Below are 20,975 nucleotides of genomic sequence, written 5' to 3'. Positions count from 1 at the left end.
CTGTGCTTGGCTGAGCCGTCCCGCGCTACGCGCGGGGAGCGGCGTTGAACGTCACGGCGGTGTTGGCCGCCAGCGTCACCGGGACGGTGACGTCGGTGCCGTAGGTGCCGGCACCGGCGGTGGCCGCGGTCACGCCACCGAGTTGCAGCGAGCCGGCGGCCGGCGAGGTCACCGTGATCTCCCCGGTGGTCCGGTCGTAGATCGCGGACGCCCCGGCGCTCAGCGCCGCGAAGTGGGCCGTCCGGGTCCTGGTGTAGGCGGCGATGTCGGTCCACGCCGAGTTGAGCAGCGGCACCGAGTAGAGCGAGTCGTATTTGGTCAGCACCGCGTCGACCCAGTCGGTGAGCAGGCTGTTGCCCGAGCCGTAGTCACGCACGTTGGCGATGTGGAACGTGTGCGAGTAGATCGAGCCGGACGACACGTGCTGCAGCCCCACCGTGGACTCGTAGTCCAGGACCTGGGCGTAGGTGCGGTCGGTGGTCCAGTACGGGAAGAGGCCGGTCGGGCCGTAGAAGGAGTTGTAGAAGTGCGCCTCCTCCGCCTGGTTGGTGGTGTGGTAGGCGATGTTCGTCGGCCAGCACGGCACCACCGCGATGCTCGGGTCCAGCGGATGCGCGGTCGACCCGTTGAAGTTCGCCGGCACGTGGCTGGCGAACGACATGTTGCCGGCCACCGTGGTGATGCCGAGATCCGCCGCCGCCTCGATCAGGTCCGGGTTGGACGCGGTGAGGCCGTGGTCGGTGAGCACGCCGCTGGAGTTGTTGTAGACGCCGAGGCCGGAGTACTCGGGGGTCTTGAGCACGGTGGCCGGCGGGTTCAGCCCGATGGCGTTGCCCGCGGTCTGGTTCTCGGAGATCTCTTCGTGGTTGGTGGCGTAGTCGGTGGTGTTCAGCGCCGGGTGGCTCAACGTGTGGTTGATCCACCGGAAGTTGTTCTTGAGGCACTTGGTGGTAGCGGTGAGGGTGTTGGCGTCGCCGTTCGGGCTGCACGTGTTGCCGGCGAACGGGTCGATCTGCGCGCCGTTGTATGGGATGTTGAAGGTGAAGCCCGCGGCCAGCGGGTGCGCGGTGCGCAGCGCGGTCTGCTTCGCGTCGAGGTTGACCGCGTCGTGCCCGGTGACCCGGATCGCGGGGCCGTAGTCGACGGTGCCGTCGTCCATGTAGTGGGCCGAGGCGGCGAACCAGTCGTCGATGTCGACGTTGAGGTGGTGCTTCTGCTCACCGAGGAACAGGCCCTTGGTCGCCCACCGGAACAGGCCGTAGACCAGCAGGTCCGCGTGGAGGAGGTACTGGTTCGCGGTGAAGGTCAGCGCGATCCGCTCCCGGCCGTCGGTTGACGTGGTGCTCACCGCCAGCACGTCGGAGCCGTTGGTCATCAGGGCCTGGGCGTTGCAGCCGGCCCGGATCGAGGTGCGGTAGACGTACGACTGGGTGATCGGGATCTGGGCGGTGCTCTTGAGGTAGTCGAAGACCGCCGCGCCGCTGCTGGTCAGCGAGACGGGCAGCGGGGTCTCACCGACCGCGCCCTCACCTGCGGAGTTGAGGCAGTAGTCCTCCGGCCAGGTGCCGTAGCTGGTGTAGAGGGCGACCTGGCGCACCTCGAAGTTGCGCTCGTAGGCCCAGAGGGTGTTCCACTCCGTGCTGGTTAGGCCGCTGAGGTAGTTACCGCCCGACTCGTAGAGCTGCATGCTGTTGGTGAGCAGGACCGCGTTGTACTTGCCCACCCCGTTGCCGTCGACCAGCGTGCTCGCCGAGATCGTCTGGGTGGTGGTGTAGAGGATGTCGTAGCTCGCACCGACCCGGTTGAGGGTGGTGGTGAGCGTGGCCACGCCGAAGTCCGCCGGGTCGGTGGCCAGGATCAGCGCCTTCAGCGCGACCTTGTCGTTGATCGCCTGGGTGCCCACGCCGCCGCTGCGGGCACCCGACGGCGGTGCGACCTTGACGGTGCCGGCCCGGGTGGGCAGCGGGCCGGGGCGGGCCTCCTTCTTGGCGGCGACCTGGCCGAGTCCGGGCGCGCTCGGCGGCTGGGCCAGCGTGCGCGGCGCGGTCGGCGGCTGGGCGAGGCCCGGGGTCTGGGTGCCGAGCAGGACCGTGAGTGCGGTCAGCCCGGCGAGGGCGAATCGGTTCGCGCGACGACGGGTAGGTCCGGTGTGGACCATGTGGTGACCTCCGATGAGGAGATGTGAACAATGCCGCCGATCCTGTATGGATGACGGGGTTGCCATCGAAGGCTAGCAATTGTTGGTGCGGATTCCGCGCATGATCCTGTCGCATGTGGACCATTGACGCAAGCTGGGTCGGGTGTTAGTGCCGGGCACCCGGGCGTGACTTCCGGTAACGCGTTTTTTGCTGATCTTGACGGTGTTGCCGGTCGGTGCCAGCCATGCTGACGTGCTCTTTTTCAGAGGAGTCGAAACACCTCATTCACGTTCACTTCACACGGCTGTAGCCGGTGGTGGCCAGAATGTGGGCCGTGGTCGGGCGTGGAACCGGGCTTACCTCAGCCATTCGCTCGGGTTGCGGCAATTGAGGTGCGGCAAGAATGGCCGATCAGTCCATGCTGGCCCGCCGATCAGCCGATTACCCGACCATCCCTTCGGTTGAAGGTGCCCCGTGCGGCCGGTACGCGGTGGGCCGGGGCATGGAGTGATCAACGTTTTCCCAGTTCAAAGCCCTGTTTCGGGGGTGCGGGTGGGGTCGTGCGTGCCTTTTGTCGGGCAATCGCTTGATCGGCGGCACATAGTGGAGAATGTTGAGTTTCCTCGACCCTGCGGGTGTGTGAACTCGACCGGAAATGGCGAATACCGCGGCGCTGACCGCCGAATCAGCCAGTTTCGGCAGAAGCGGTTCCCAGCGTCAGGAGTTGCCCATTCCCATCCTTTGGAAGTCGTCCGCTGTCTCCCCTATCAGCGCCGTCCGGGCCAAATCGTTTTACTATCCGATCGGTTTCGTGGAACTTCCACGGGGCGCAAATGCAGGAGTAGATGTGCGCGTCCTGAGCCGAAGGTGATGCCGGGACGAAACGGCAGACGCCGGATCGGCGCATCCCCCGGCACGGTCCCACTCGGCGGCTCGGTGGACAGGGCCCGACACCATCGGCCGCGCAGTTTCTCCCGGGCCCGGCCGCCCGGCTGTCCGCCGGTGCCACCGCCGACGTGGGCCGACCGGCAGCTCCGGACGGCTCGACGCCTGCGGGTGACACCGGCGTCGACAGGTCAGGGCCGGCGCAGGTCGGGTGCCGTGGCCAGCAGGAGCGTCGAGCCGGCCGCCCAGCCGGCCGCCCCGGCGAGGACCAGGCCCGGCGACGCGTGGGACAGCGACCAGGCGAAGACCGCGCCGGCCAGGACCGGCACCACCGACTCGGCGGCGGCCCCGATCCCGGTCAACGCCCCCTGCACGGTGCCCTGCTCGTCGGCCCGGACGATCCGGGAGAGCCACGCCTGCGCGGCGACACCGCCGACCGTGGCGAGCACACCCACCGCCTGGAGCACGTGGAGCAGCCAGGGCGTCGAGACGAACGCCGTACCCGCCAGCGTGGCGACGCCGAGCACCCCGCCGAACACCGCGGCCCGCTTGTCCCCGAGCCGGCGCACGATCGGCCCGACGGCCCTGGCCTGGAAGAGTGCGCCGGCCAGGGCCCCCGCCGCCAGCACCACGCCGACCCGCGCGGTGCCCCAGGCGAACTGGTGGGTGAGGAAGAACGTCCAGGTCGACTGGTGGGTCATCCGGGCGACGTCGGCGCAGAACCGGGCGTACGCGAGCCGCCCGAGCACCGGTCGACGCAGCACGACGACGATGGCGCTGACCGGGTTCGCCGTCCGCAGGGTCAACGGGGTGCTGCGGTCACCGGGCCGCGACTCGGGCAGCACGAGCCAGCCGTACCCGACGTTGGCGAAGGACAGCGCGGCGGCGGCGAGGAACGGCAGGCGTACGTCGACGGTGCCGAGCAGGCCGCCGACGACCGGCCCGGCCACGAAACCCAGCCCGAACGCGGCACCCACCGCCCCGAACGCACCGGCCCGGTCCTCGGGTGCCGTGACGTCCGCCAGGTATGCGTTGACCACGGTGTAGGTGCCCGCGCAGGCGCCGGCGAGGCTGTGGAACACCAGCAGCGTCCACGGGCCGGGGGAGCTGGCGTGGGCCAGCCAGTCGACGCCGAGGCAACCCAGCGAGACGAGCAGGACCGGCCGCCGGCCGTACCGGTCGGAGAGTTGGCCGAGCAGCGGCGAGACGACGAACTGCAACAGGCCGTAGAGCGAGCCGAGCAGGCCGGACCAGCGGACCGCGGCGGCGGCGTCGGCGGTGACGGCGGTCAACAGGGCCGGCACCGTCGGCACGATCAGGCCGAGCCCGAGCATGTCCAGGAAGATGGTGACGAGCAGGAAGGAGAGGGCGGGCGTCCGACGCATGGCGGCTCCTGGGCGGTGAGGGGGCAGGGCCCCCTCGCCACCCACGGTCAGCCGCAGGTACGGAGGATCAGATTATCGGTGCCGTCAAACGATTTTCCGGACCGTCGCGTCGCCCTCACCCCGGTCCGGTCGACCGGTGCGGGCAAGGGCACGCGGCCCGGGCACGCGGGTCCGGTGCGGGCACGGGCACGGGGGTCCGGTCGGGTGGAGCGGGCGCGGGCCGGAGCCCGGTCGGGCGGGGTGGAACCTCAGCGTCGGCACCCGGACGGGCCGTCGCCGCCGGACGGCACGGAGGCGACCACCGCGTCGGAGACCGGGGTGAGCCACTGCAACGGCCCCTCGTACGCCCGGGGCACCGTCACCGTGACCGCCGTCTCGCGGTCGAGCGTGGTGAGCACGGTGGCATCCGACCGCTCGTCGGCATACCAGCAGACCCCGTTGACGGTCCACACGTCGGCGGTGGCGTCCACGGTCGGCTCGGGGCCACCGCAGGCGACGGTCAACGCCGGGTCACCGTATGCGGCGTTCTGCTCGGCACCGGCGGTCACCGGGCGCTGGGCGAGTTCCCGGACGGTGGCCGGCAGCTGCGACACCAGCGCCCGGCACACCACCCCCGGGCGTTCGGCCAACGCCGGGGCGGCCATCTCGACCGGGGCGCTGGACTGGGGGCGCAGGGTGGTCGGCGAAGCGCTCGGCGCGGCGACCGGTGGGTCCGGGGACAGCTTGGCGAAGGTGAACCCCGCCACGGCCACCGTCACCGGCACGGCGACCAGGGTGGCCCACACCGCGGCCCGCCGGGTCGACCGGTCCCCAGCGGGCCGGTCGGTGCTGTCCCGGTCGCTGGTGGGTTGGCCGGTGCCGGGCCGGTCGGTGCTGGGCCGGTCGGTGGTGGGTGCGCCGGTGGCGGGCCGGTCGGTGCCGGGCGCGGCGTCGGTCGGGGTCTCGGGGGAGGAAGTCTTCTCGTCCACTTACAGGCGCACCACCGAACACGTGAGGGTGCGGGTGATGCCGGGCACCATCTGCACGTTGCTGACGATCAGTTTGCCGAGCTCGTCGACGGTGTTCGCCTCGGTGAGGACCACCACGTCGTACGGCCCGGTGACGGCGTCGACGCGTACCACGCCGGCAAGGTCCGCGATCAGACCGGCCACGTCCCGCGCCCGGCCCACCTCGGTCTGGATGAGGATGTACGCCTGTACCACGACTCGACCTCCGTCCGTCGCCGCCCAGGGGCGGCCCGAAGGGTGAAAATACCCTACGGAGCAGGCGCGATCCCTATCGGTGGTCGAGGTCAAGCAGCTAGCGAGCGTGTCGGAAGGAAGACATGGGTGTCGCGGACGTGGGCGAGTTCGGTCTCATCGACCGGGTGACCGCCCGGCTGACGTACGGAGCGTCATGCCTGCTCGGGCCGGGCGACGACGCCGCCGTGGTGGCCGCCCCCGACCGGCGGGTGGTCGCCTCCACCGACGTGCTGGTCGAGGGGCGGCACTTCCGGCGGGACTGGTCGAGCGCCCGCGACGTCGGGCACCGGGCGGCGGCGGCCAACCTCGCCGACGTCGCCGCGATGGGCGCGACCCCCACCGCCCTGCTGGTGGCCCTGTGCATCCCCGCCGACCTGGACACCGCCTGGGCGGAGGAGCTGGCCGACGGGCTGGCCGCCGAGGCGGCGCTGGTCGGCGCGGGCGTGGTCGGCGGCGACATGTCCGCCAGCCCCACCCTGACCATCGCGGTGACCGCCCTCGGCGACCTGGCCGGCCGGGCACCGGTGGTCCGCTCCGGTGCCCGGCCGGGTGACGTGGTGGCGCTGGCCGGCCGGACCGGGTGGGCCGCCGCCGGGCTGACCGTGCTCTCCCGGGGGTTCCGGACCCCGCGCCTGCTGGTCGAGGCGTACCGGCGGCCGGAGGTGCCCTACCCGGCCGGACCGGAGGCCGCCCGGCTCGGCGCCACCGCCATGATCGACGTGTCGGACGGGTTGCTGGCCGATCTGGGTCACCTGGCGAAGGCCAGCGGCGTCGGGGTCGACCTGCGCCGGGACGGCTTCGAGGTGCCCCCGCAGATGCGTGACGCCGCCCAGGCGCTCGGCGTCGACCCGTACACCTGGATCCTGGCCGGTGGCGACGATCACGCCCTGGTCGCCACCTTCCCCCCGGCGGTGACCCCGCCGTCGTCATGGCGGACGGTGGGCCGGGTGGTCGAGGGCGTCGGGGTGACCGTCGACGGTGACGCGTACGACGGACCGGCCGGCTGGGAGCACTTCCGGTAAGGGGCAGTCGTACCCTTCACCCGTGAGTGAGATCGAGATCCGGCCGCTCGGCTTCGACTCGCCGGTGGCGCAGACGCTGATCCGGGCGACCATGGCCGACCTGGGCGTCCGGTACGGCGGCAGCGGCGACGACACCCCCATCGACCCGACCGAGTTCGTCCCACCGCACGGTGAGTTCCTCGTCGCCCACCTCGACGGTGCCCCGGTCGGCTGCGCGGGGTGGCGCAGCCACGGCGACGACGCCGCGGAGCTGAAGCGGATGTACACCGTGCCGGCCGTGCGGGGGCGCGGTGCGGCCCGCGCCCTGCTCGCCGCCGTCGAGGAGTCGGCCCGCCGGCACGGTCGCCGGCGGATCATCCTGGAGTGCGGCGACCGGCAGCCCGAGGCGGTCGCCCTCTACACCTCGGCGGGGTACGAGCGGATCACCAACTTCGGCTACTACGCCGACGCCCCCGGCTGCCTGTCGTTCGGCCGGACACTCTGACCCGCCCGCCGCAGGGCCGTGCCACCGGGTGAATCCCCGACCCACCCGGCCGGTGCGGCGGTGTCAGGCGACGGTGAAGCGGAACCGGTCGGCACCGGCGCGGGCCGTGGCGGTCGCCTCCGCCGGGTCGGCGCCCCAGGCCAGCACGTGCCCGCCGCGCCGCACCGACGAGGTGACGTCACCGACCCGGTCGCCGACCGCCACGTCGAGCTGCACGGCCAGCACACCGGGCACCCGCCGGGCGTCGCGCAGCCCGTCGATCGCGGTGAGCGTCCCCGGCGGTGGCAGCAGGAACTCCACCGCCGCCGCCCCGGACGGCCGGGCCGGGAGCCGGGGCCGCTCGCCGCGCAGCGTCCGCAGGTAGGCGTCGATGAAACCGCACTCGTACGCCACCGAGACCAACGCGGAGATCATGTCGCCGGGCAGCCGGGCGGCGCACTCCACCAACGTCGGCACCCCGTCGGCGACGATCCACTCGCTGTGCAGCACACCGGTGCGGAAACCGGCCGCCGTCGCCAGCCGGGTGGCTGCCTCGACCAGTTCCGCCCGGCGGGCCGCCGGCAGCGCCGAGGGGACCGTGTGCCCGGTCTCCACCGGGCGACGACCCGGCAGCACCCGCTTGTCGGTGACGTTGCCGAAGCACACCTCGCCGTCGGCGACCAGCAGCTCGACGCTGTATTCCGGGCCGACCAGGGTCTGCTCGACCAGCACCTCGGTGGGCAGGTCGCTGGCCGCCTCCACCGGTTCCTCCGGGGCGGCGGTCGCCGACCAGGCCGCCGACACGTCGTCACCGGGGGCGATCAGTTGCACGCCGAGGCTGCCGGAGCGGCGGGTCGGCTTCAACACGCAGCGGCCACCGAACCGGGCCGCGAACGTCGCCGCCCGCTGCGGGGAGTCGACCAGCTCGTAGGCCGGATTGGCCAGCCCGGCCCGGTCGGCGAGCAGGCGCATCCGGTGCTTGTCGGAGAAGACGTCGGCGGCCTGCGGGCCGGCCCCGGGCAGGCCCAGCCGGTCGGCGAGCCGGGCGGCGGCACCGACCGCGTACTCCAGGCCGGGCATCACCAGCCGGGCGGTGGTCAGCCCCGGCTCGCGGGCCAGCAACTCCTCGACGTCCAGCCCGGTCTGGTAGCGGGCGGACACCACCCGGGAGACCACCGGCAGGCGGGTCACCGTCGTGGTGACGTCCCGCCGGGCGATGATCTCCGGCTCCTCGACGAGTACCACGCTGCCCGGCGGCAGCTCCTCGGTGAACCAGCGCATGATGCCGATCGAGGCGCCCACCACGATCATCTCGTCAGGGCCCAGGTCAAGGTCCAACGGTCGTCCTCCGTACGGGTCGGCCACCGGGTGCGGGGACACGACAGTACCGGCGGGCCGGGACGGCCCGCCGGTACTGTCGGAGCTGGAGCGGTGGTGGTGTTACCCGGTCAGGCGCGGGTGACCTTGCCGGCCTTGATGCACGAGGTGCAGACCTGGAGCTTCTTGGTGTTGCCGCCACCGGCCGGGGTACGCACCGACTGGATGTTCGGGTTCCAGCGGCGGTTGGTCCGCCGGTGCGAGTGGGACACGTTGTGGCCGAAGCCCGGCCCCTTGCCACAGACGTCGCACACGCTAGCCACGGGATACTCCTGAGATTGATACGTTCATGAGGTCGCCGGCAGGCGCTGCCCGGACAACCTGGCCAGGTTACCCGATGCACCCCCGCCCCGCCCAACCGGCCCGTCCCGGCCCGCTGCGGCGGGCAGCCGGTCACCGTCCCGGACCGCAGTGGCGGGCAGCCGGTCACCGTTCCGGACGGCGCGCGGACCGGGCCGGCCACCGTCGGAAGGCGTCGCCGCCGGCCGCCGCGGGGACACGCCGGCCGACCCCGGCGGGTGTCGGCCGCCGCCAGTAGGCTTCTGGCCGTGCTGGACACCCTCGACGCCGCCGCGGTACGCCGCTGGTGCGCGAGCGGTCTCGCCGCGCTGCGCCGGCACCAGGGTGAGATCGACGACCTCAACGTCTATCCCGTGCCCGACGGGGACACCGGCACCAACCTCGTGCTCACCCTCACCTCGGCCCAGCAGGCGCTCTCGGTGGGCCTCGGCACCCTGCCGGAGGACGGCGACACCGCGCACGGGCACGCGCTGCGGCTGATGGCCAGGGGTGCGTTGCTCGGTGCCCGGGGCAACTCCGGGGTGATCCTCTCGCAGCTCCTGCGCGGGCTCGCCGAGGCACTCGGCGGTGTGCCCACCGTCGCCGGCCGGGCGTTGGCCGGTGCGCTGCGCGACGCCACCACCGCCGCCTACGCCGCGGTGGCCCAGCCGGTCGAGGGCACGGTGCTCAGCGTGGTCGCCGCCGCCGCGACCGCCGCCGAGCAGGCCGACAGCGACGACCTGCGCACGGTGGTCCGGGCCGCCGCCGGGGAGGCGGCCCGCGCGCTGGCCCGTACCCCCGACCAGTTGCCCGCGCTGGCCCGTGCCGGGGTGGTCGACGCCGGTGGCCGGGGACTCTGCCTGCTGCTCGACGCCCTGGTCGAGGTGGTCACGGGGGAGCCTGTGGCCGGGCCCGCGCCGGTGACCCGGCCGGCCCGTGGGCCGCTGACCGCCGTCCGGGAGACCGGCTCCTCCGACTACGCCTACGAGGTGCAGTTCCTGCTCGACGCGCCGCACGAGGCGGTGACCCGGATGCGCGCCGAGCTGGCCACGCTGGGCGACTCGCTGGTGGTGGTGGGTGACGCCGGTACGCCGGCGGAGTCCGGCACCTGGAACGTCCACGTCCACGTCAACGACGTCGGGGCGGCCGTCGAGGCCGGGGTGGCCGCCGGCCGGCCGTACCGGATATCGGTGACCCGGTTCGCCGACCAGGCCGCGCCGGCCCGGCGACCCGGTCCCGCCGCCGACGGCCGGGCGGCCGTGGTGGTCGCGCCCGGCGTCGGCATCGCCGAGCTGTTCGGCGGGGAGGGCGCGACGGTGGTGCCGGGCAACCCGTCCACCGGCGAGCTGCTGGACGCGATCCGGGCCACCGCCGCCGCCCGGGTGGTGGTGCTCCCCAACGACCCGAACACCCAGGCGGTGGCGAACGCCGCCGCCCGGGAGGCGCACCGGCTCGGGGTGGAGGTGAGCGTGGTGCCGACCCGCTCGCCGGTGCAGGCGCTCGCCGCGCTCGCCGTCCGCGACCCGCAGCGCCGGTTCGCCGACGACGTCATCGCGATGGCCGAGGCCGCCGGTGCCTGCCGGTACGCCGAGGTGTGCCACGCCAGCCGGGAGGCGCTGACCGTGGCCGGCCCGTGCCGCCCCGGTGACGTGCTGGCCCTGGTCGAGGGGGAGGTCCACCTGATCGGCAGCGACCTGGTCGACACCTGCGCCGCCGTGGTCGACCGGATGCTCGGCGGCGGCGGTGAACTGGTCACCCTGCTCACCGGCGCGGACGCCCCCGCCGGCCTCGCCGAGGCGGTCCGGGCGCACGTGACCCGGCGCTGGCCCTTCGTCGAGGTGCAGGCGTATTCGGGTGGGCAACCGCACTATCCGCTCCTGGTGGGGGTCGAATGACGACGTCCGAGCCGGCCACGGTGGACACCGCGCTCACCAAGCTGGTGGGGGAGAAGACCGCCAAGGCGCTCGCCGGTCACCTCGACCTGCACACCGCCGGTGACCTGATCTACCACTTCCCGCGCCGGTACGACGAGCGCGGCGAGCACACCGACATCCGTGCGTTGGACGTCGGTGAGCAGGTCACCGTCCTGGCCCAGGTGCAGCGCACGGCGGTCCGCCCGATGCGGCAGCGGCGGGGCAACCTGCTGGAGGTGACCGTCGGCGACAACTCCGGCGGGACGCTGACGCTCACCTTCTTCGGCAACCAGGCGTGGCGGGAGCGGGAGCTGCGCCCCGGCCGGTGGGGGCTGTTCGCCGGCAAGGTCACCGAGTTCCGGGGCAAGCGGCAGCTCAACGGCCCGGAGTACGTCCTGCTCGGCGAGGGGGGCGAGGGTGAGGTGGCGGCCTCCGAGGAGGTCGAGGAGTTCGCCGGGGCGCTGATCCCGGTCTACCCGGCCGCCGCAGCCGTGCCGACCTGGGTGATCGCCCGCTGCGTCCGGGTGGTGCTGGACACCGTCACCCCGCCGGACGACCCGCTGCCCACGCCGATGAGGGTCGGCCGGAAGCTGGTCGGCATCGACACCGCGCTGCGCGAGATCCACCGGCCGTCCAGCAAGGAGGAGCTGTACCGGGCCCGCCGCCGGCTCAAGTGGGACGAGGCGTTCGCCGTGCAGCTGACCCTGGTGCAGCGCAAGCTTCGGTCGGCGTCCTCGCCGGCCACCCCGCGCCCCGCGAAGGCGGGTGGCCTGCTCGACGCCTTCGACGCCCGGCTGCCCTACGAGCTGACCCCCGGCCAGCGCGACGTCGGCGTCGAGATCGCCGCCGATCTGGCCACCCCGCACCCGATGCACCGGCTGTTGCAGGGCGAGGTCGGTTCCGGCAAGACGGTGGTGGCGTTGCGGGCGATGCTCCAGGTGGTCGATGCGGGAGGTCAGGCGGCACTGCTCGCCCCGACCGAGGTGCTCGCCGCCCAGCACCACCGGGGCATGCTCGACCTGCTCGGCCCGCTGGCACAGGCCGGTGAGCTGGGGGCGGCCGACGACGCGACCCGGGTGGAGCTGGTCACCGGCTCGCTGGGCGCGGCAGCACGACGGCGGGCCCTGGCCGAGGTGGCGCAGGGGCGGGCCGGCATCGTGCTCGGCACCCACGCCCTGCTCTACGAGGGGGTCGACTTCGCCGACCTGGGCCTGGTGGTGGTCGACGAGCAGCACCGTTTCGGCGTGGAGCAGCGCGACGCCCTGCGCGCCAAGGCCGACCAGCCACCGCACGTGCTGGTGATGACCGCCACCCCGATCCCCCGCACGGTGGCGATGACCGTCTACGGCGACCTGGAGACCTCCACCCTGTCCCAGTTGCCGCAGGGACGCTCCCCGATCGCCTCGCACGTGGTGCCGGTGGCGGAGAAACCAGCCTTCCTGGACCGGGCCTGGCGGCGGGTGCGCGAGGAGGTCACCGCCGGCCACCAGGCGTACGTGGTGTGCCCGCGCATCGGCGAGGGGCCGGCGGCCGAGGAGGAGCCACCCCGCGAGGACGACAACGGACGACGTCCACCGCTGGCGGTGACCGAGGTGGCGCCGCTGCTCGCCGAGGGGCCGCTGCACGGGCTGCGGATCGGCGTCCTGCACGGGCGGCTGCCCGCCGACGAGAAGGACGCGGTGATGCGGTCCTTCGCCGACGGCGACCTGGACGTGCTGGTCGCGACCACGGTGGTGGAGGTCGGCGTGAACGTGCCCAACGCCACCGTGATGATCGTGCTGGACGCCGACCGGTTCGGTGTCTCGCAGCTGCACCAGCTGCGGGGCCGGGTCGGCCGGGGCGCTGCCCCCGGGCTCTGCCTGCTGGTCAGCGAGGCGGCCGAGGGTTCGTCGGCGCGGGAACGGTTGGACGCGGTCGCCTCCACCACCGACGGGTTCAAGCTGGCCGAGCTGGATCTGGAGCAGCGCCGGGAGGGTGACGTGCTGGGGGCGACCCAGTCCGGTCGGCGCTCGCACCTGCGGCTGCTGTCCCTGCTGCGCGACGCCGACCTGATCCGCGATGCCCGCGCCGAGGCGATCACCCTGGTCGAGCAGGACCCGCAGTTGGCGCGGCACCCGGCGCTGGCCGCCTCGGTCGCCGCCCTGGTCGACGAGGAACGCGCGGAATACCTGGAGAAGGGCTGACCGCCGCCTCGGGCGTCGGGGACGGCGGTCGGCCGTCGGGGCACCGGTCGACCCGCCGGCCGGCGTCCCCGGGACGGGTGGGCTACCGCCCGGCGGCGTCCCCCGGACAAGGGGCTACCGCCCGGCGGCATCCCTTGGACAAGGGGCTACCGCCCGGCGGCGTCCCCCCGGACGGAGGGCTACCGCCCGGCGGCTCAGGGGCGGCGTTTCTCGACGACGGTCCAGCCGGTCCAGCCCCGGTCGGCGACGAGTCTGCGCAGTCGCCTGACGACCGGATGGGCGGCGTCGGCGAACGAGTCCATCAACCGGACGAACGCGGGGTCCGGGGTGACCTCCTCCTGCATCTCCAGCTCCCCGGCGGCGTCCGCCTGCGCGAACAGGTCGGCCATCAGGTCGGCCGTCTCGCGCAGCAACTCCTCGTCCTGCCAGTTCTCGGCGAGCCGGCCGACCAGCCGGTAGAGCTGGACGACCTGGGGATTGTCCAGCTGGGCCACCTTGTCGGCCATCATCGCCGGGATCGCGTCCGGCCAGCGCGCCGCCATCAGGATCCACCCGTCCCGCTCGGCCTCGACGGCGACCGTTGGCACACCGGCGGCGCGGAGCCGGTCCAGGTAGTCGACCACCTCCGGGGGGACGGCGAGGGTGTCACCGCCGCTGAGCCGGGCGATCCGTCGTCGGTGCTCCTGCAACGCCCGGATCTGGGCCCGCAGCTGGCGGTCGATCCCGGCGGTGGCGGCGGTGAACGTCTCCGGGTCGGCGTCGAGCAGTTCGCGGACCCGGGCCAGCGGGACGCCGGCCTCGGCGAGGGTCCGGATCCTCACCAGCCGCACCACCGCAGCCGCGTCGTACGTCCGGTAGCCGGAGGCGTCGCGTTCCGGCTCCGGCAGCAGCCCGATCTGGTGGTAGTGCCGTACGGCGCGGATGGTCACCCCGGCGTAGGACGCCAACCGTCCGATCGTCAACATGGCCTCAGCCTGCCCGACGTGGGAGCACCGTCAACCGACCTTGCGGTGGTGGACGGCCATCGCGCCGGCGTACGCGAGGACGAGGAGGCCGGCGCACCAGGCGAGCGCGGTCCAGATGTCGCCGCCCACCGGCTGGCCGGCGAACAGGGCGCGGATCGTGTTCACTATGGACGTCACCGGCTGGTGCTCGGCGAACGCGCGTACCGGGCCGGGCATGGTGTCGGTGGGCACGAAGGCGGAGCTGACGAACGGCAGCAGGATGAGCGGGTAGGAGAACGCGCTCGCGCCGTCGACGGAGGTGGCGGTGAGGCCCGGGATGACCGCGAGCCAGGTCAGCGCCAGGGTGAACAGCAGCATGATGCCGGCGACCGCCAGCCAGCCCAGCACGCCGGCCCCCGAGCGGAAGCCCATGGCCAGGGCGACCAGCACCACCACCACGAGTGAGATCAGGTTGGCCACCAGCGAGGTCAGCACGTGCGCCCAGAGCACGGCCGAGCGGGCGATCGGCATGGACTGGAACCGTTCGAAGATGCCGCCCTTGAGGTCCAGGAAGAGCCGGTAGGCGGTGTAGGAGATGCCGGAGACGACCGTGATCAGCAGGATGCCGGGCAGCAGGTAGTTGACGTACCGGTCGGACCCGGTCTCGATCGCGCCGCCGAACACGTAGACGAAGAGCAGCAGGAACGCGATCGGCATGATCGCGGTGGTGATGATGGTGTCCGGGCTGCGGCTGATGTGTCGCAGCGACCGCCCCAGCAGGGCGGCGGTGTCACCGAGGAAGTGTCTGGTCATCGGGGTTCCTCAACTGCTCGTGCCGTCGGGGCGACGGCGTCCACGGTCTCATCGGTGCGGGTGCGGGTCCCGTCGTCGCCGTCGCCGTCGCCGACGATGGCCAGGAACACGTCCTCCAGGGTGGGCTGCTTCTCGACGTACTCCACGGTGGCGGGTGGGAGCAGCCGGCGGAGTTCGGCGAGCGTGCCGTCGGCGATGATGCGCCCGTGGTGCAGGACGGCGATCCGGTCGGCGAGCTGCTCCGCCTCGTCGAGGTACTGCGTGGTGAGCAGCACCGTCGTGCCCTGCCGGGCGAGTTCCCGGACGGCCTGCCACACCTCCAGCCGGCCCTGCGGGTCGAGCCCGGTGGTCGGTTCGTCGAGGAAGACCACCGGCGGGTCGCCGATGAGGCTCATCGCGATGTCGAGGCGGCGGCGCATCCCACCGGAGTACGTGCCCACCCGCCGGCCTCCCGCCTCGGTGAGCGCGAAGCGGCCGAGCAGGTCGTCGGCGACCCGACCGGGGTCGCGCAGGTGGCGCAGCCGGGCGACCAGCACCAGGTTCTCCCGGCCGGTGAGGATCTCGTCGACGGCGGCGAACTGGCCGGTGAGGCTGACGGACTCCCGTACCCTCGCCGCCCGGGTGGTGACGTCGAGACCGTGCACGTGGGCCGTCCCGCCGTCGGGTTTGAGCAGGGTGGCCAGGATGCGTACCAGGGTGGTCTTCCCCGCCCCGTTGGCGCCGAGCAGGGCGAGGATGCTGCCCGGTGCCACGTCGAGGTCCACCCCGCGCAGCACGCGCAGTTCCCGGTAGGACTTCGTCAGGCCCCGGACCTGGATGGCGGGCCCATGGGCCGGCGACATTGTCGATTGATCGGCTGACATGGCGTCAGCATCCGGGGTTGACGCTGCGGCAGGGTCAAGCCCGAAACGCGCGGGGCGCGTCGACCGGTCGGTCGACGCGCCCCGGGGGCGTGCTGCGGTCAGACGGTGAAGTGGATCCGTCGGCGTCGGGCGACGAGGAAGAGCACCGCGCCGGCCACCAGCAGGGTGGCCGCGCCGGCGGCGATGGCGCCGGCCGCCGCACCGGTCACCGGGAGGCCGCCGTCCTGGTCGCCGCCGCCACCGCCACCACCGGTGGACGGGCAGTCCTCCGGCTGCTCCCACTTCACCGGGCCGCCGGAGTCGAGGTCGCCGGTGACGGTGACGGTGAGCCCCTTGGTGGCGGGGAAGCTGACCGTCCCGGTCCGTCCCGGCTCGACGGTGAGCTTCTTCGGCTCGCCCTTGTTGGGGGTGAAGACCGAGGTCAGCGGGGTGCCGTCCTCCGGGTTGCTGATCCGGAAGACCATCTTGTCGCAGCTGGACTCATAGCTGGCGTCGGGCGTGCCGGCCTCGGGCTGCTGGCAGTCCTCGGGCTTCTGCCACCCACCGGTGAAGTCCTTCATGCCGGCGGCGGCCACGGTGATGTCCTGCGCCTCCCCGGCGCTGAGCTTGCGGGTCTCGATCTTGCGCAGGGGGACGGTCACCTTCTCGGTGAAGCCACCGCTGCCGGTGATGGTGAACGTCGCCGCAGCGTTGCCGCTGCGGTTGACCAGGGTCAGTTCGACGTTGCCGTCGCAGTCGGACTCGGCGATCACCTCGGGGGCCGCGGAGCAGGTGCCTGAACCGCCGTTGAACCAGGCACGCGGGCCAGTGGAGCGGGCGCCGATGCCGGACGGGCTGCCGACCTTGCGGTCGCCGTACCGGTCACTGGTGTCGGTCAGCGGGTCGATCAGCTTGCTGCCGAAGACGAAGTCGACCTGGGTGTGGCAGTTCGGCACCTCGACGGCGAAGTCGAGGGTGGCCACCCCCAGCTCGCCCGGGGCGACCCCGGTGAACATCTTGATCGACTTGTCGAGCACGTACTGCGGCACGGCGAACGTCGCCGACGGCGTCACGTACGACACCAGGGCCAGGTCCTGCTCCTCGCCCCGGCAGAGTGGGCCGTTGGTCAGGGTGATCGAGGCGCGGCCCGCCGGACCGTCGAAGGTGTGCGTGTAACGCGCGTCGGCGGCGGCGACACAGGACGACGTGGACTGCCCGCCCGCCGGGGTGGTGGCGGTCGCGCTCGCCGTCGTGGTGGGCGTGGGGGACGGCGAGGGTGAGCTGGCGCCCGCCGGGGCGGTGCAGGCGAGGACCGTGGCCAGGCCGGCCAGGGCGGCGGCGGTCACGGCGAGCGGTCGCCGTAGCGACAGCTGGGGACGGATCACGCGTACTCCCGGGGTGAGGGTGCGTCAGGGCGCGGCGGGGGTGGCGTTGCCTGGTCACGGCGCGTGTCGGGAGCGCCGTGACGACGCCGTGCGACGCCCTGGCCGGCGGAGCGGCACCGGCACCGGGCCGACCCTAGTGGGCCCGTCGATACGGACATAGTGCACGACGGGCACCGGGAGTGTTGTTATGTATTCGAGATCATTGATCTACTGGGGGTGATGTTCCGGTCACCCGGACGGGGCGCACCGCGTCGCCGGCCCGCGTCGGTGGTCGCGTAGCGTCACAGGCATGCGCAGGGAAAGACGGTGACCCGGATCGTGGCCGGCACGCTCGGCGGTCGGCGGATCGCCGCACCCCCCGGCGCCGGCACCCGCCCCACCTCCGACCGGGTGCGCGAGGCACTGTTCAGCGCCGTCGCCGCCGAGGTGGATCTGGTCGGCGCGCGCTTCGCCGACCTGTACGCCGGCTCCGGCGCGGTCGGGCTGGAGGCGCTGTCCCGGGGGGCCGAGCACGTGCTGCTGGTCGAGTCCGATCCCCGGGCCGCCCGGGTGATCCGGGAGAACGTCGCCGCGCTCCGGGCCGCCCCGGCCGCCCGGCTGGTCACCGGCAAGGTGGCCGGCGTGCTCGCGGCCGGCCCCGGCGACGTGTCGTACGACGTGGTCTTCGCCGACCCCCCCTACGCGGTGCCGGACACCGAGATCGCCGCCCTGCTGACCGCGCTGGTGGAGCACGACTGGCTCGCCCCCGACGCGCTGGTGGTGGTCGAGCGGTCCACCCGTACCGGCCCGGTCGACTGGGTGCGGGGCATCACCGCCGAACGCAGCCGGCGTTACGGCGAGACCACTCTTTGGTACGGTCGCCGATCATGAGACGTGCGGTGTGTCCCGGCTCGTTCGACCCGGTCACCAACGGACACCTCGACATCATCGGACGGGCCAGCCGGCTCTTCGACGAGGTGATCGTCGGTGTGCTGGTGAACCAGTCCAAGAGTGGCCTGTTCACCGTCGAGGAGCGGATCGACATGCTCCACGAGGTGACCTCCTCGTACGGCAACGTGCGGGTGGCGTCCTTCCGTGGGCTGCTCGTCGACTTCTGCCGGGCGCAGGAGGCGAGTGTGCTGATCAAGGGCCTGCGGGCGGTCAGCGACTTCGACTACGAGTTGCAGATGGCCCAGATGAACATCGGCCTGGCCGGCGTGGAGACCCTGTTCATGCCGACCAACCCGCTCTACTCGTTCCTCTCCTCCAGCCTGGTCAAGGACGTGGCCAAGTGGGGCGGCGACATCTCGTCCCACGTCCCCGACACCGTCCGGCAGGCGCTCGCGGCCCGGCTCACCACCCCGCGCCCCTGACCGCCCGCCGCCGGCCCCCCGACGCCGGGGCGGCGGATCGGAGGCGGGCGGCGCGTCGTGGCGGGGTGGTGAGGGCGGTGGTGGCCCGGGCACGACATCATGTGGTGCAGCGCCGAAGTCGGGCGCAGGCCGCATCATGTAGGTCGGCAGACGAACGACAGGGGTGAGGTACCGGTGGACCCGCTCGATCGCATCGACGAACTGATCGGCGTGCTGGAGCAGGCGCGCTCCGTCCCGATGTCGCGCAACAACTGCATGGTCGACCGGGGCGAGATGATCGCGGCTCTCGACGAGATGCGCGCCGACCTCCCCGCCGACCTGCGTCGCGCCGCCGCCCTCCTGGAGGAGCGCGACAAGATCATGGATGCCGGTAAGCGGGAGGCCGACCGGATCATCAGCGAAGGTGAGGCGGAACACGCCCGCCTGGTCTCGGTGAACGAGATCACGGTCTCCGCCGAGCACGAGGGGGCCCGGATCATCGCCGAGGCCCGCGCCGAGGCGCAGCGGCTGCGGGAGGAGGTCGACGACTACGTCGACACCGCGCTGGCGAACTTCGAGCAGTTCCTCACCCGGGCGCTGGCGTCGATCGAGCGCGGGCGGGACAAGATGCACGCGCTACGGGAGATCGGCACCTTCGGTGGGGACGAGGCGGAGCGCCCGCTACCCTTCTGAGCGGCACCTCATCGCACCGACGGACGGGTCGGGCGTCGCCCCCGGTTCGACGATCCGGCGGTCGCCCAGGTAACCTTTTTTGTCGGCCTCTCACCGGCCGGAGTCTGACTATGCCCAAACACTCGCCTTCATCACTCAACCCCAGGGCGCCGCTGGTCCTCGACACGAGGGACCTGCCGCGTCGCCCTGGTGCGTTGCGTACGCATCGGCGGGTCGTGCCGGCACCGGCGGACCTCGGCGGAGAGTTGATCAGCGTGCCGGAGGGTGCGGACCTCGACCTCGACCTGAGGTTGGAGTCGGTGTCCGAGGGTGTGCTCGTCTCCGGGACCATCACCGGTCCCGTCCAGGGCGAGTGCGGTCGTTGCCTGCGCGCGATCGACTACTCGTTGACCGTGAACGTCCAGGAGCTGTACGCGTACGAGAACAGCACCACGGACATCACGACCGACGAGGACGAGGTGGGCCGGATGCAGGACGATCTGATCGACCTGGAGCCGGCGCTGCGGGACGCGGTGGTGCTCACGCTGCCGACCAACCCGCTCTGCCGGGAGGACTGCCCAGGACTGTGCCCCGAGTGCGGGGTGCACTGGGACGATCTGCCGGCCGATCACAGCCACCAGCAGATCGACCCGCGTTGGGCGAGCCTGTCGCAACTGAACCGTACAGAGGAGTAGGAACCGTGGCCGTCCCGAAGCGCAAGATGTCGCGCAGCAACACCCGGTCCCGCCGGGCGAACTGGAAGGCGGCTGTGGTCGCGACCGTGGCCTGCCCGCAGTGCAAGTCCCCCAAGCTGCCGCACGCGGCGTGCTCCGTCTGCGGCACGTACAACGGCCGCCAGGTTCTCGAGGTCTGACCTGGACGCCGAGTGACACCCCCGACCACAGGTCGGGTGGCGCGCGCACCCCGGCGATCGCCCGGTGCCCCGGCTCCCTCCGACGTCGACCGGCCCGCTCCGGCCGGCGTGGCGATGGAGCCGGGCACCGCGCGGATCGCCGTTGACCTCCTCGGCGGGGACGATGCTCCCGCCGTCGTGGTTGACGGCGCTCTGCGGGCGGTGCGGGCCGACCCGGACCTGCACCTGCTGCTCGTCGGCCCGACCGAGGTCGCGGCCGGGGTGGTCGACGCCCTGACCCCGGAGCAACGGACCCGGATCACCATCCGCGCGACCCGTACCGCCGCCGGGCCGGCCGACCACGCCCCACGGGCCGACAGCACCGTCCGCGCGGCCGTCTCCGCCGTCCGCGACGGCGCCGCCGACGCCCTGGTCTCCGCCGGGTCCACCGGCGCCACCGTCTCCGCCGCCGCCCTCGGCTTCGGCCGCTGGGTCGACGTGCGCCGGCCCGCGCTGGTGGCGAGCCTGCCGGCCGTCTCCGGCCCGGTGATCCTGCTCGACGTCGGCGGCTCGCTGGAGCCCCGCCCGGCCACCCTGGCCCGGCACGCCGTGCTCGGCGCGGCCTACGCCGCCGTCGCGCACGCCATCGTCGCACCCCGGGTCGGCCTGCTCTCGGTGGGCACCGAGACCGGCAAGGGGGACCGCCCCCGCCGCACCGCCGACCCCCTCCTCGCCGCCGCCCCACTGCCCTGCGCCGCCCGCTACGTCGGGCTGGTCGAGGGCTACGACGTGACGCTCGGCCTGCGCGCCGACGTGGTGGTAACCGACGGTTTCACCGGTAACGTCCTGCTCAAGGCCATCGAGGGGGCGTACACGATGACCGGGGGCCCACCCGCCGGCGGTGACGCCCCGCGGGCGGCGGCCCTGCTCGGGGTGGCCGGCACCGTGGTGGTCTGCCACGGCGCGGCGACCCCCGACGACGTCGCCTCCGGCATCGCCCTGGCCGCCCACCTGTGGCGTCGCCGGGCCACCGACCGGGTCCGGGAACAGATCGCCGGCCTGCCGACCGGCGGCGGCACCGACCAGGAGGACCCGCAGGCATCGGCCGGGTCCGATCCTCCCGGTGCGGATCGCCGCGAGCCGAGGAGACGGCCATGAGCACCAGGTGTGTGCCGGCCAGCCTCGCAGTCCTGAACGAACAGGTCACCGGCGTACGGGCCATGAGTCCGCGTACCCCGCCGGCGGGAAC

20 protein-coding genes are annotated in these 20,975 nt (G+C 72.9%); 10 read left to right on the top strand and 10 right to left on the bottom strand.

Features of this window, described 5'->3' with window-relative positions:
• Window positions 1–25 precede the first annotated feature (25 nt).
• The 4 genes from JQN83_RS12170 to JQN83_RS12155 all read right to left on the bottom strand — a co-directional run bounded on the left by JQN83_RS12170 (window position 26) and on the right by JQN83_RS12155 (window position 5,610).
• Window positions 26–2,158, bottom strand: coding sequence for an Agd3-related carbohydrate-binding protein (locus JQN83_RS12170; RefSeq protein ID WP_208567225.1), 2,133 nt, complete (start codon window positions 2,156–2,158; stop codon window positions 26–28).
• 1,056 nt (window positions 2,159–3,214) lie between these two features.
• Window positions 3,215–4,408 (bottom strand): MFS transporter, encoded by a 1,194-nt coding sequence (locus JQN83_RS12165; RefSeq protein ID WP_208567224.1) that lies wholly within the window; start codon window positions 4,406–4,408, stop codon window positions 3,215–3,217.
• A gap of 248 nt (window positions 4,409–4,656) precedes the next feature.
• A complete protein-coding gene (locus tag JQN83_RS12160) occupies window positions 4,657–5,376 on the bottom strand; it encodes a DUF3515 family protein (RefSeq protein ID WP_372444013.1) in 720 nt (239 codons plus the stop codon).
• The gene (locus tag JQN83_RS12155; protein ID WP_088646044.1) at window positions 5,377–5,610 is read right to left on the bottom strand and encodes an Lrp/AsnC ligand binding domain-containing protein; all 234 of its coding nucleotides are present in this window, start codon (window positions 5,608–5,610) and stop codon (window positions 5,377–5,379) included.
• 122 nt (window positions 5,611–5,732) lie between these two features.
• Between JQN83_RS12155 and JQN83_RS12150 the strand changes: the two genes are divergently transcribed.
• The gene (locus JQN83_RS12150; protein WP_208567223.1) at window positions 5,733–6,671 is read left to right on the top strand and encodes a thiamine-phosphate kinase; all 939 of its coding nucleotides are present in this window, start codon (window positions 5,733–5,735) and stop codon (window positions 6,669–6,671) included.
• Between the two features lie 22 nt (window positions 6,672–6,693).
• The gene (locus JQN83_RS12145; RefSeq protein ID WP_208567222.1) at window positions 6,694–7,155 is read left to right on the top strand and encodes a GNAT family N-acetyltransferase; all 462 of its coding nucleotides are present in this window, start codon (window positions 6,694–6,696) and stop codon (window positions 7,153–7,155) included.
• Between the two features lie 63 nt (window positions 7,156–7,218).
• On the opposite strand, the gene JQN83_RS12140 is transcribed toward JQN83_RS12145, so the two are convergent.
• Window positions 7,219–8,472, bottom strand: coding sequence for an ATP-grasp domain-containing protein (locus JQN83_RS12140; protein WP_208567221.1), 1,254 nt, complete (start codon window positions 8,470–8,472; stop codon window positions 7,219–7,221).
• Between the two features lie 110 nt (window positions 8,473–8,582).
• Window positions 8,583–8,774 (bottom strand): 50S ribosomal protein L28, encoded by a 192-nt coding sequence (gene rpmB / locus JQN83_RS12135; protein WP_007456456.1) that lies wholly within the window; start codon window positions 8,772–8,774, stop codon window positions 8,583–8,585.
• 285 nt (window positions 8,775–9,059) lie between these two features.
• Between rpmB and JQN83_RS12130 the strand changes: the two genes are divergently transcribed.
• Window positions 9,060–10,685, top strand: a complete 1,626-nt coding sequence (locus JQN83_RS12130; protein WP_208567220.1) for a DAK2 domain-containing protein — start codon at window positions 9,060–9,062, stop codon at window positions 10,683–10,685.
• On the top strand, window positions 10,682–12,886 hold the full coding sequence (gene recG / locus JQN83_RS12125) for an ATP-dependent DNA helicase RecG (protein ID WP_208567219.1): 2,205 nt from the start codon (window positions 10,682–10,684) through the stop codon (window positions 12,884–12,886). Before JQN83_RS12130 ends, recG begins: the two co-directional genes overlap by 4 nt.
• A gap of 194 nt (window positions 12,887–13,080) precedes the next feature.
• On the opposite strand, the gene JQN83_RS12120 is transcribed toward recG, so the two are convergent.
• The 4 genes from JQN83_RS12120 to JQN83_RS12105 all read right to left on the bottom strand — a co-directional run bounded on the left by JQN83_RS12120 (window position 13,081) and on the right by JQN83_RS12105 (window position 16,870).
• Window positions 13,081–13,851, bottom strand: coding sequence for a MerR family transcriptional regulator (locus JQN83_RS12120; protein WP_208567218.1), 771 nt, complete (start codon window positions 13,849–13,851; stop codon window positions 13,081–13,083).
• A gap of 30 nt (window positions 13,852–13,881) precedes the next feature.
• On the bottom strand, window positions 13,882–14,643 hold the full coding sequence (locus tag JQN83_RS12115) for an ABC transporter permease (protein ID WP_208567217.1): 762 nt from the start codon (window positions 14,641–14,643) through the stop codon (window positions 13,882–13,884).
• Window positions 14,640–15,506: an ABC transporter ATP-binding protein gene (locus JQN83_RS12110; protein ID WP_372444011.1), complete on the bottom strand. Its 867-nt coding sequence runs from the start codon at window positions 15,504–15,506 to the stop codon at window positions 14,640–14,642. The genes JQN83_RS12115 and JQN83_RS12110 overlap by 4 nt, the downstream gene beginning before the upstream one ends.
• 98 nt (window positions 15,507–15,604) lie before the next feature.
• A complete protein-coding gene (locus tag JQN83_RS12105) occupies window positions 15,605–16,870 on the bottom strand; it encodes a cell wall anchor protein (RefSeq protein ID WP_208567215.1) in 1,266 nt (421 codons plus the stop codon).
• A 306-nt stretch (window positions 16,871–17,176) separates the two neighbouring features.
• On the opposite strand from JQN83_RS12105, the gene rsmD reads away from it, so the two are divergent.
• The 6 genes from rsmD (at window position 17,177) to JQN83_RS12075 (ending at window position 20,884) form a co-directional block, all read left to right on the top strand.
• Complete coding sequence (gene rsmD / locus JQN83_RS12100; protein ID WP_208567214.1) at window positions 17,177–17,740, top strand: 16S rRNA (guanine(966)-N(2))-methyltransferase RsmD; 564 nt, start codon at window positions 17,177–17,179, stop codon at window positions 17,738–17,740.
• Complete coding sequence (gene coaD / locus JQN83_RS12095; RefSeq protein ID WP_208567213.1) at window positions 17,737–18,222, top strand: pantetheine-phosphate adenylyltransferase; 486 nt, start codon at window positions 17,737–17,739, stop codon at window positions 18,220–18,222. Before rsmD ends, coaD begins: the two co-directional genes overlap by 4 nt.
• Before the next feature lie 174 nt (window positions 18,223–18,396).
• The gene (locus JQN83_RS12090; RefSeq protein WP_208567212.1) at window positions 18,397–18,894 is read left to right on the top strand and encodes an SPFH domain-containing protein; all 498 of its coding nucleotides are present in this window, start codon (window positions 18,397–18,399) and stop codon (window positions 18,892–18,894) included.
• A gap of 110 nt (window positions 18,895–19,004) precedes the next feature.
• Complete coding sequence (locus tag JQN83_RS12085; protein ID WP_208567211.1) at window positions 19,005–19,568, top strand: YceD family protein; 564 nt, start codon at window positions 19,005–19,007, stop codon at window positions 19,566–19,568.
• A 5-nt stretch (window positions 19,569–19,573) separates the two neighbouring features.
• Complete coding sequence (gene rpmF / locus JQN83_RS12080) at window positions 19,574–19,747, top strand: 50S ribosomal protein L32 (protein WP_088646032.1); 174 nt, start codon at window positions 19,574–19,576, stop codon at window positions 19,745–19,747.
• A gap of 114 nt (window positions 19,748–19,861) precedes the next feature.
• Window positions 19,862–20,884, top strand: a complete 1,023-nt coding sequence (locus tag JQN83_RS12075; protein WP_208567445.1) for a phosphate acyltransferase PlsX — start codon at window positions 19,862–19,864, stop codon at window positions 20,882–20,884.
• Window positions 20,885–20,975 lie beyond the last annotated feature (91 nt).

Origin of the sequence: Micromonospora antibiotica (assembly GCF_017599305.1) — a bacterium.
GTDB classification, from domain to species: domain Bacteria; phylum Actinomycetota; class Actinomycetes; order Mycobacteriales; family Micromonosporaceae; genus Micromonospora; species Micromonospora antibiotica.
This window is presented reverse-complemented; position numbering and strand designations above follow the sequence as displayed.

Coding starts and splice junctions, on each gene's coding strand:
- JQN83_RS12170 (WP_208567225.1), bottom strand. CDS start 2,158: ATGGTCCACACCGGACCTACCCGTCGTCGCGCGAACCGATTCGCCCTC.
- JQN83_RS12165 (WP_208567224.1), bottom strand. CDS start 4,408: ATGCGTCGGACGCCCGCCCTCTCCTTCCTGCTCGTCACCATCTTCCTG.
- JQN83_RS12150 (WP_208567223.1), top strand. CDS start 5,733: ATGGGTGTCGCGGACGTGGGCGAGTTCGGTCTCATCGACCGGGTGACC.
- recG (WP_208567219.1), top strand. CDS start 10,682: ATGACGACGTCCGAGCCGGCCACGGTGGACACCGCGCTCACCAAGCTG.
- JQN83_RS12120 (WP_208567218.1), bottom strand. CDS start 13,851: ATGTTGACGATCGGACGGTTGGCGTCCTACGCCGGGGTGACCATCCGC.
- JQN83_RS12115 (WP_208567217.1), bottom strand. CDS start 14,643: ATGACCAGACACTTCCTCGGTGACACCGCCGCCCTGCTGGGGCGGTCG.
- JQN83_RS12110 (WP_372444011.1), bottom strand. CDS start 15,506: ATGTCAGCCGATCAATCGACAATGTCGCCGGCCCATGGGCCCGCCATC.
- coaD (WP_208567213.1), top strand. CDS start 17,737: ATGAGACGTGCGGTGTGTCCCGGCTCGTTCGACCCGGTCACCAACGGA.
- JQN83_RS12085 (WP_208567211.1), top strand. CDS start 19,005: ATGCCCAAACACTCGCCTTCATCACTCAACCCCAGGGCGCCGCTGGTC.
- JQN83_RS12075 (WP_208567445.1), top strand. CDS start 19,862: ATGGAGCCGGGCACCGCGCGGATCGCCGTTGACCTCCTCGGCGGGGAC.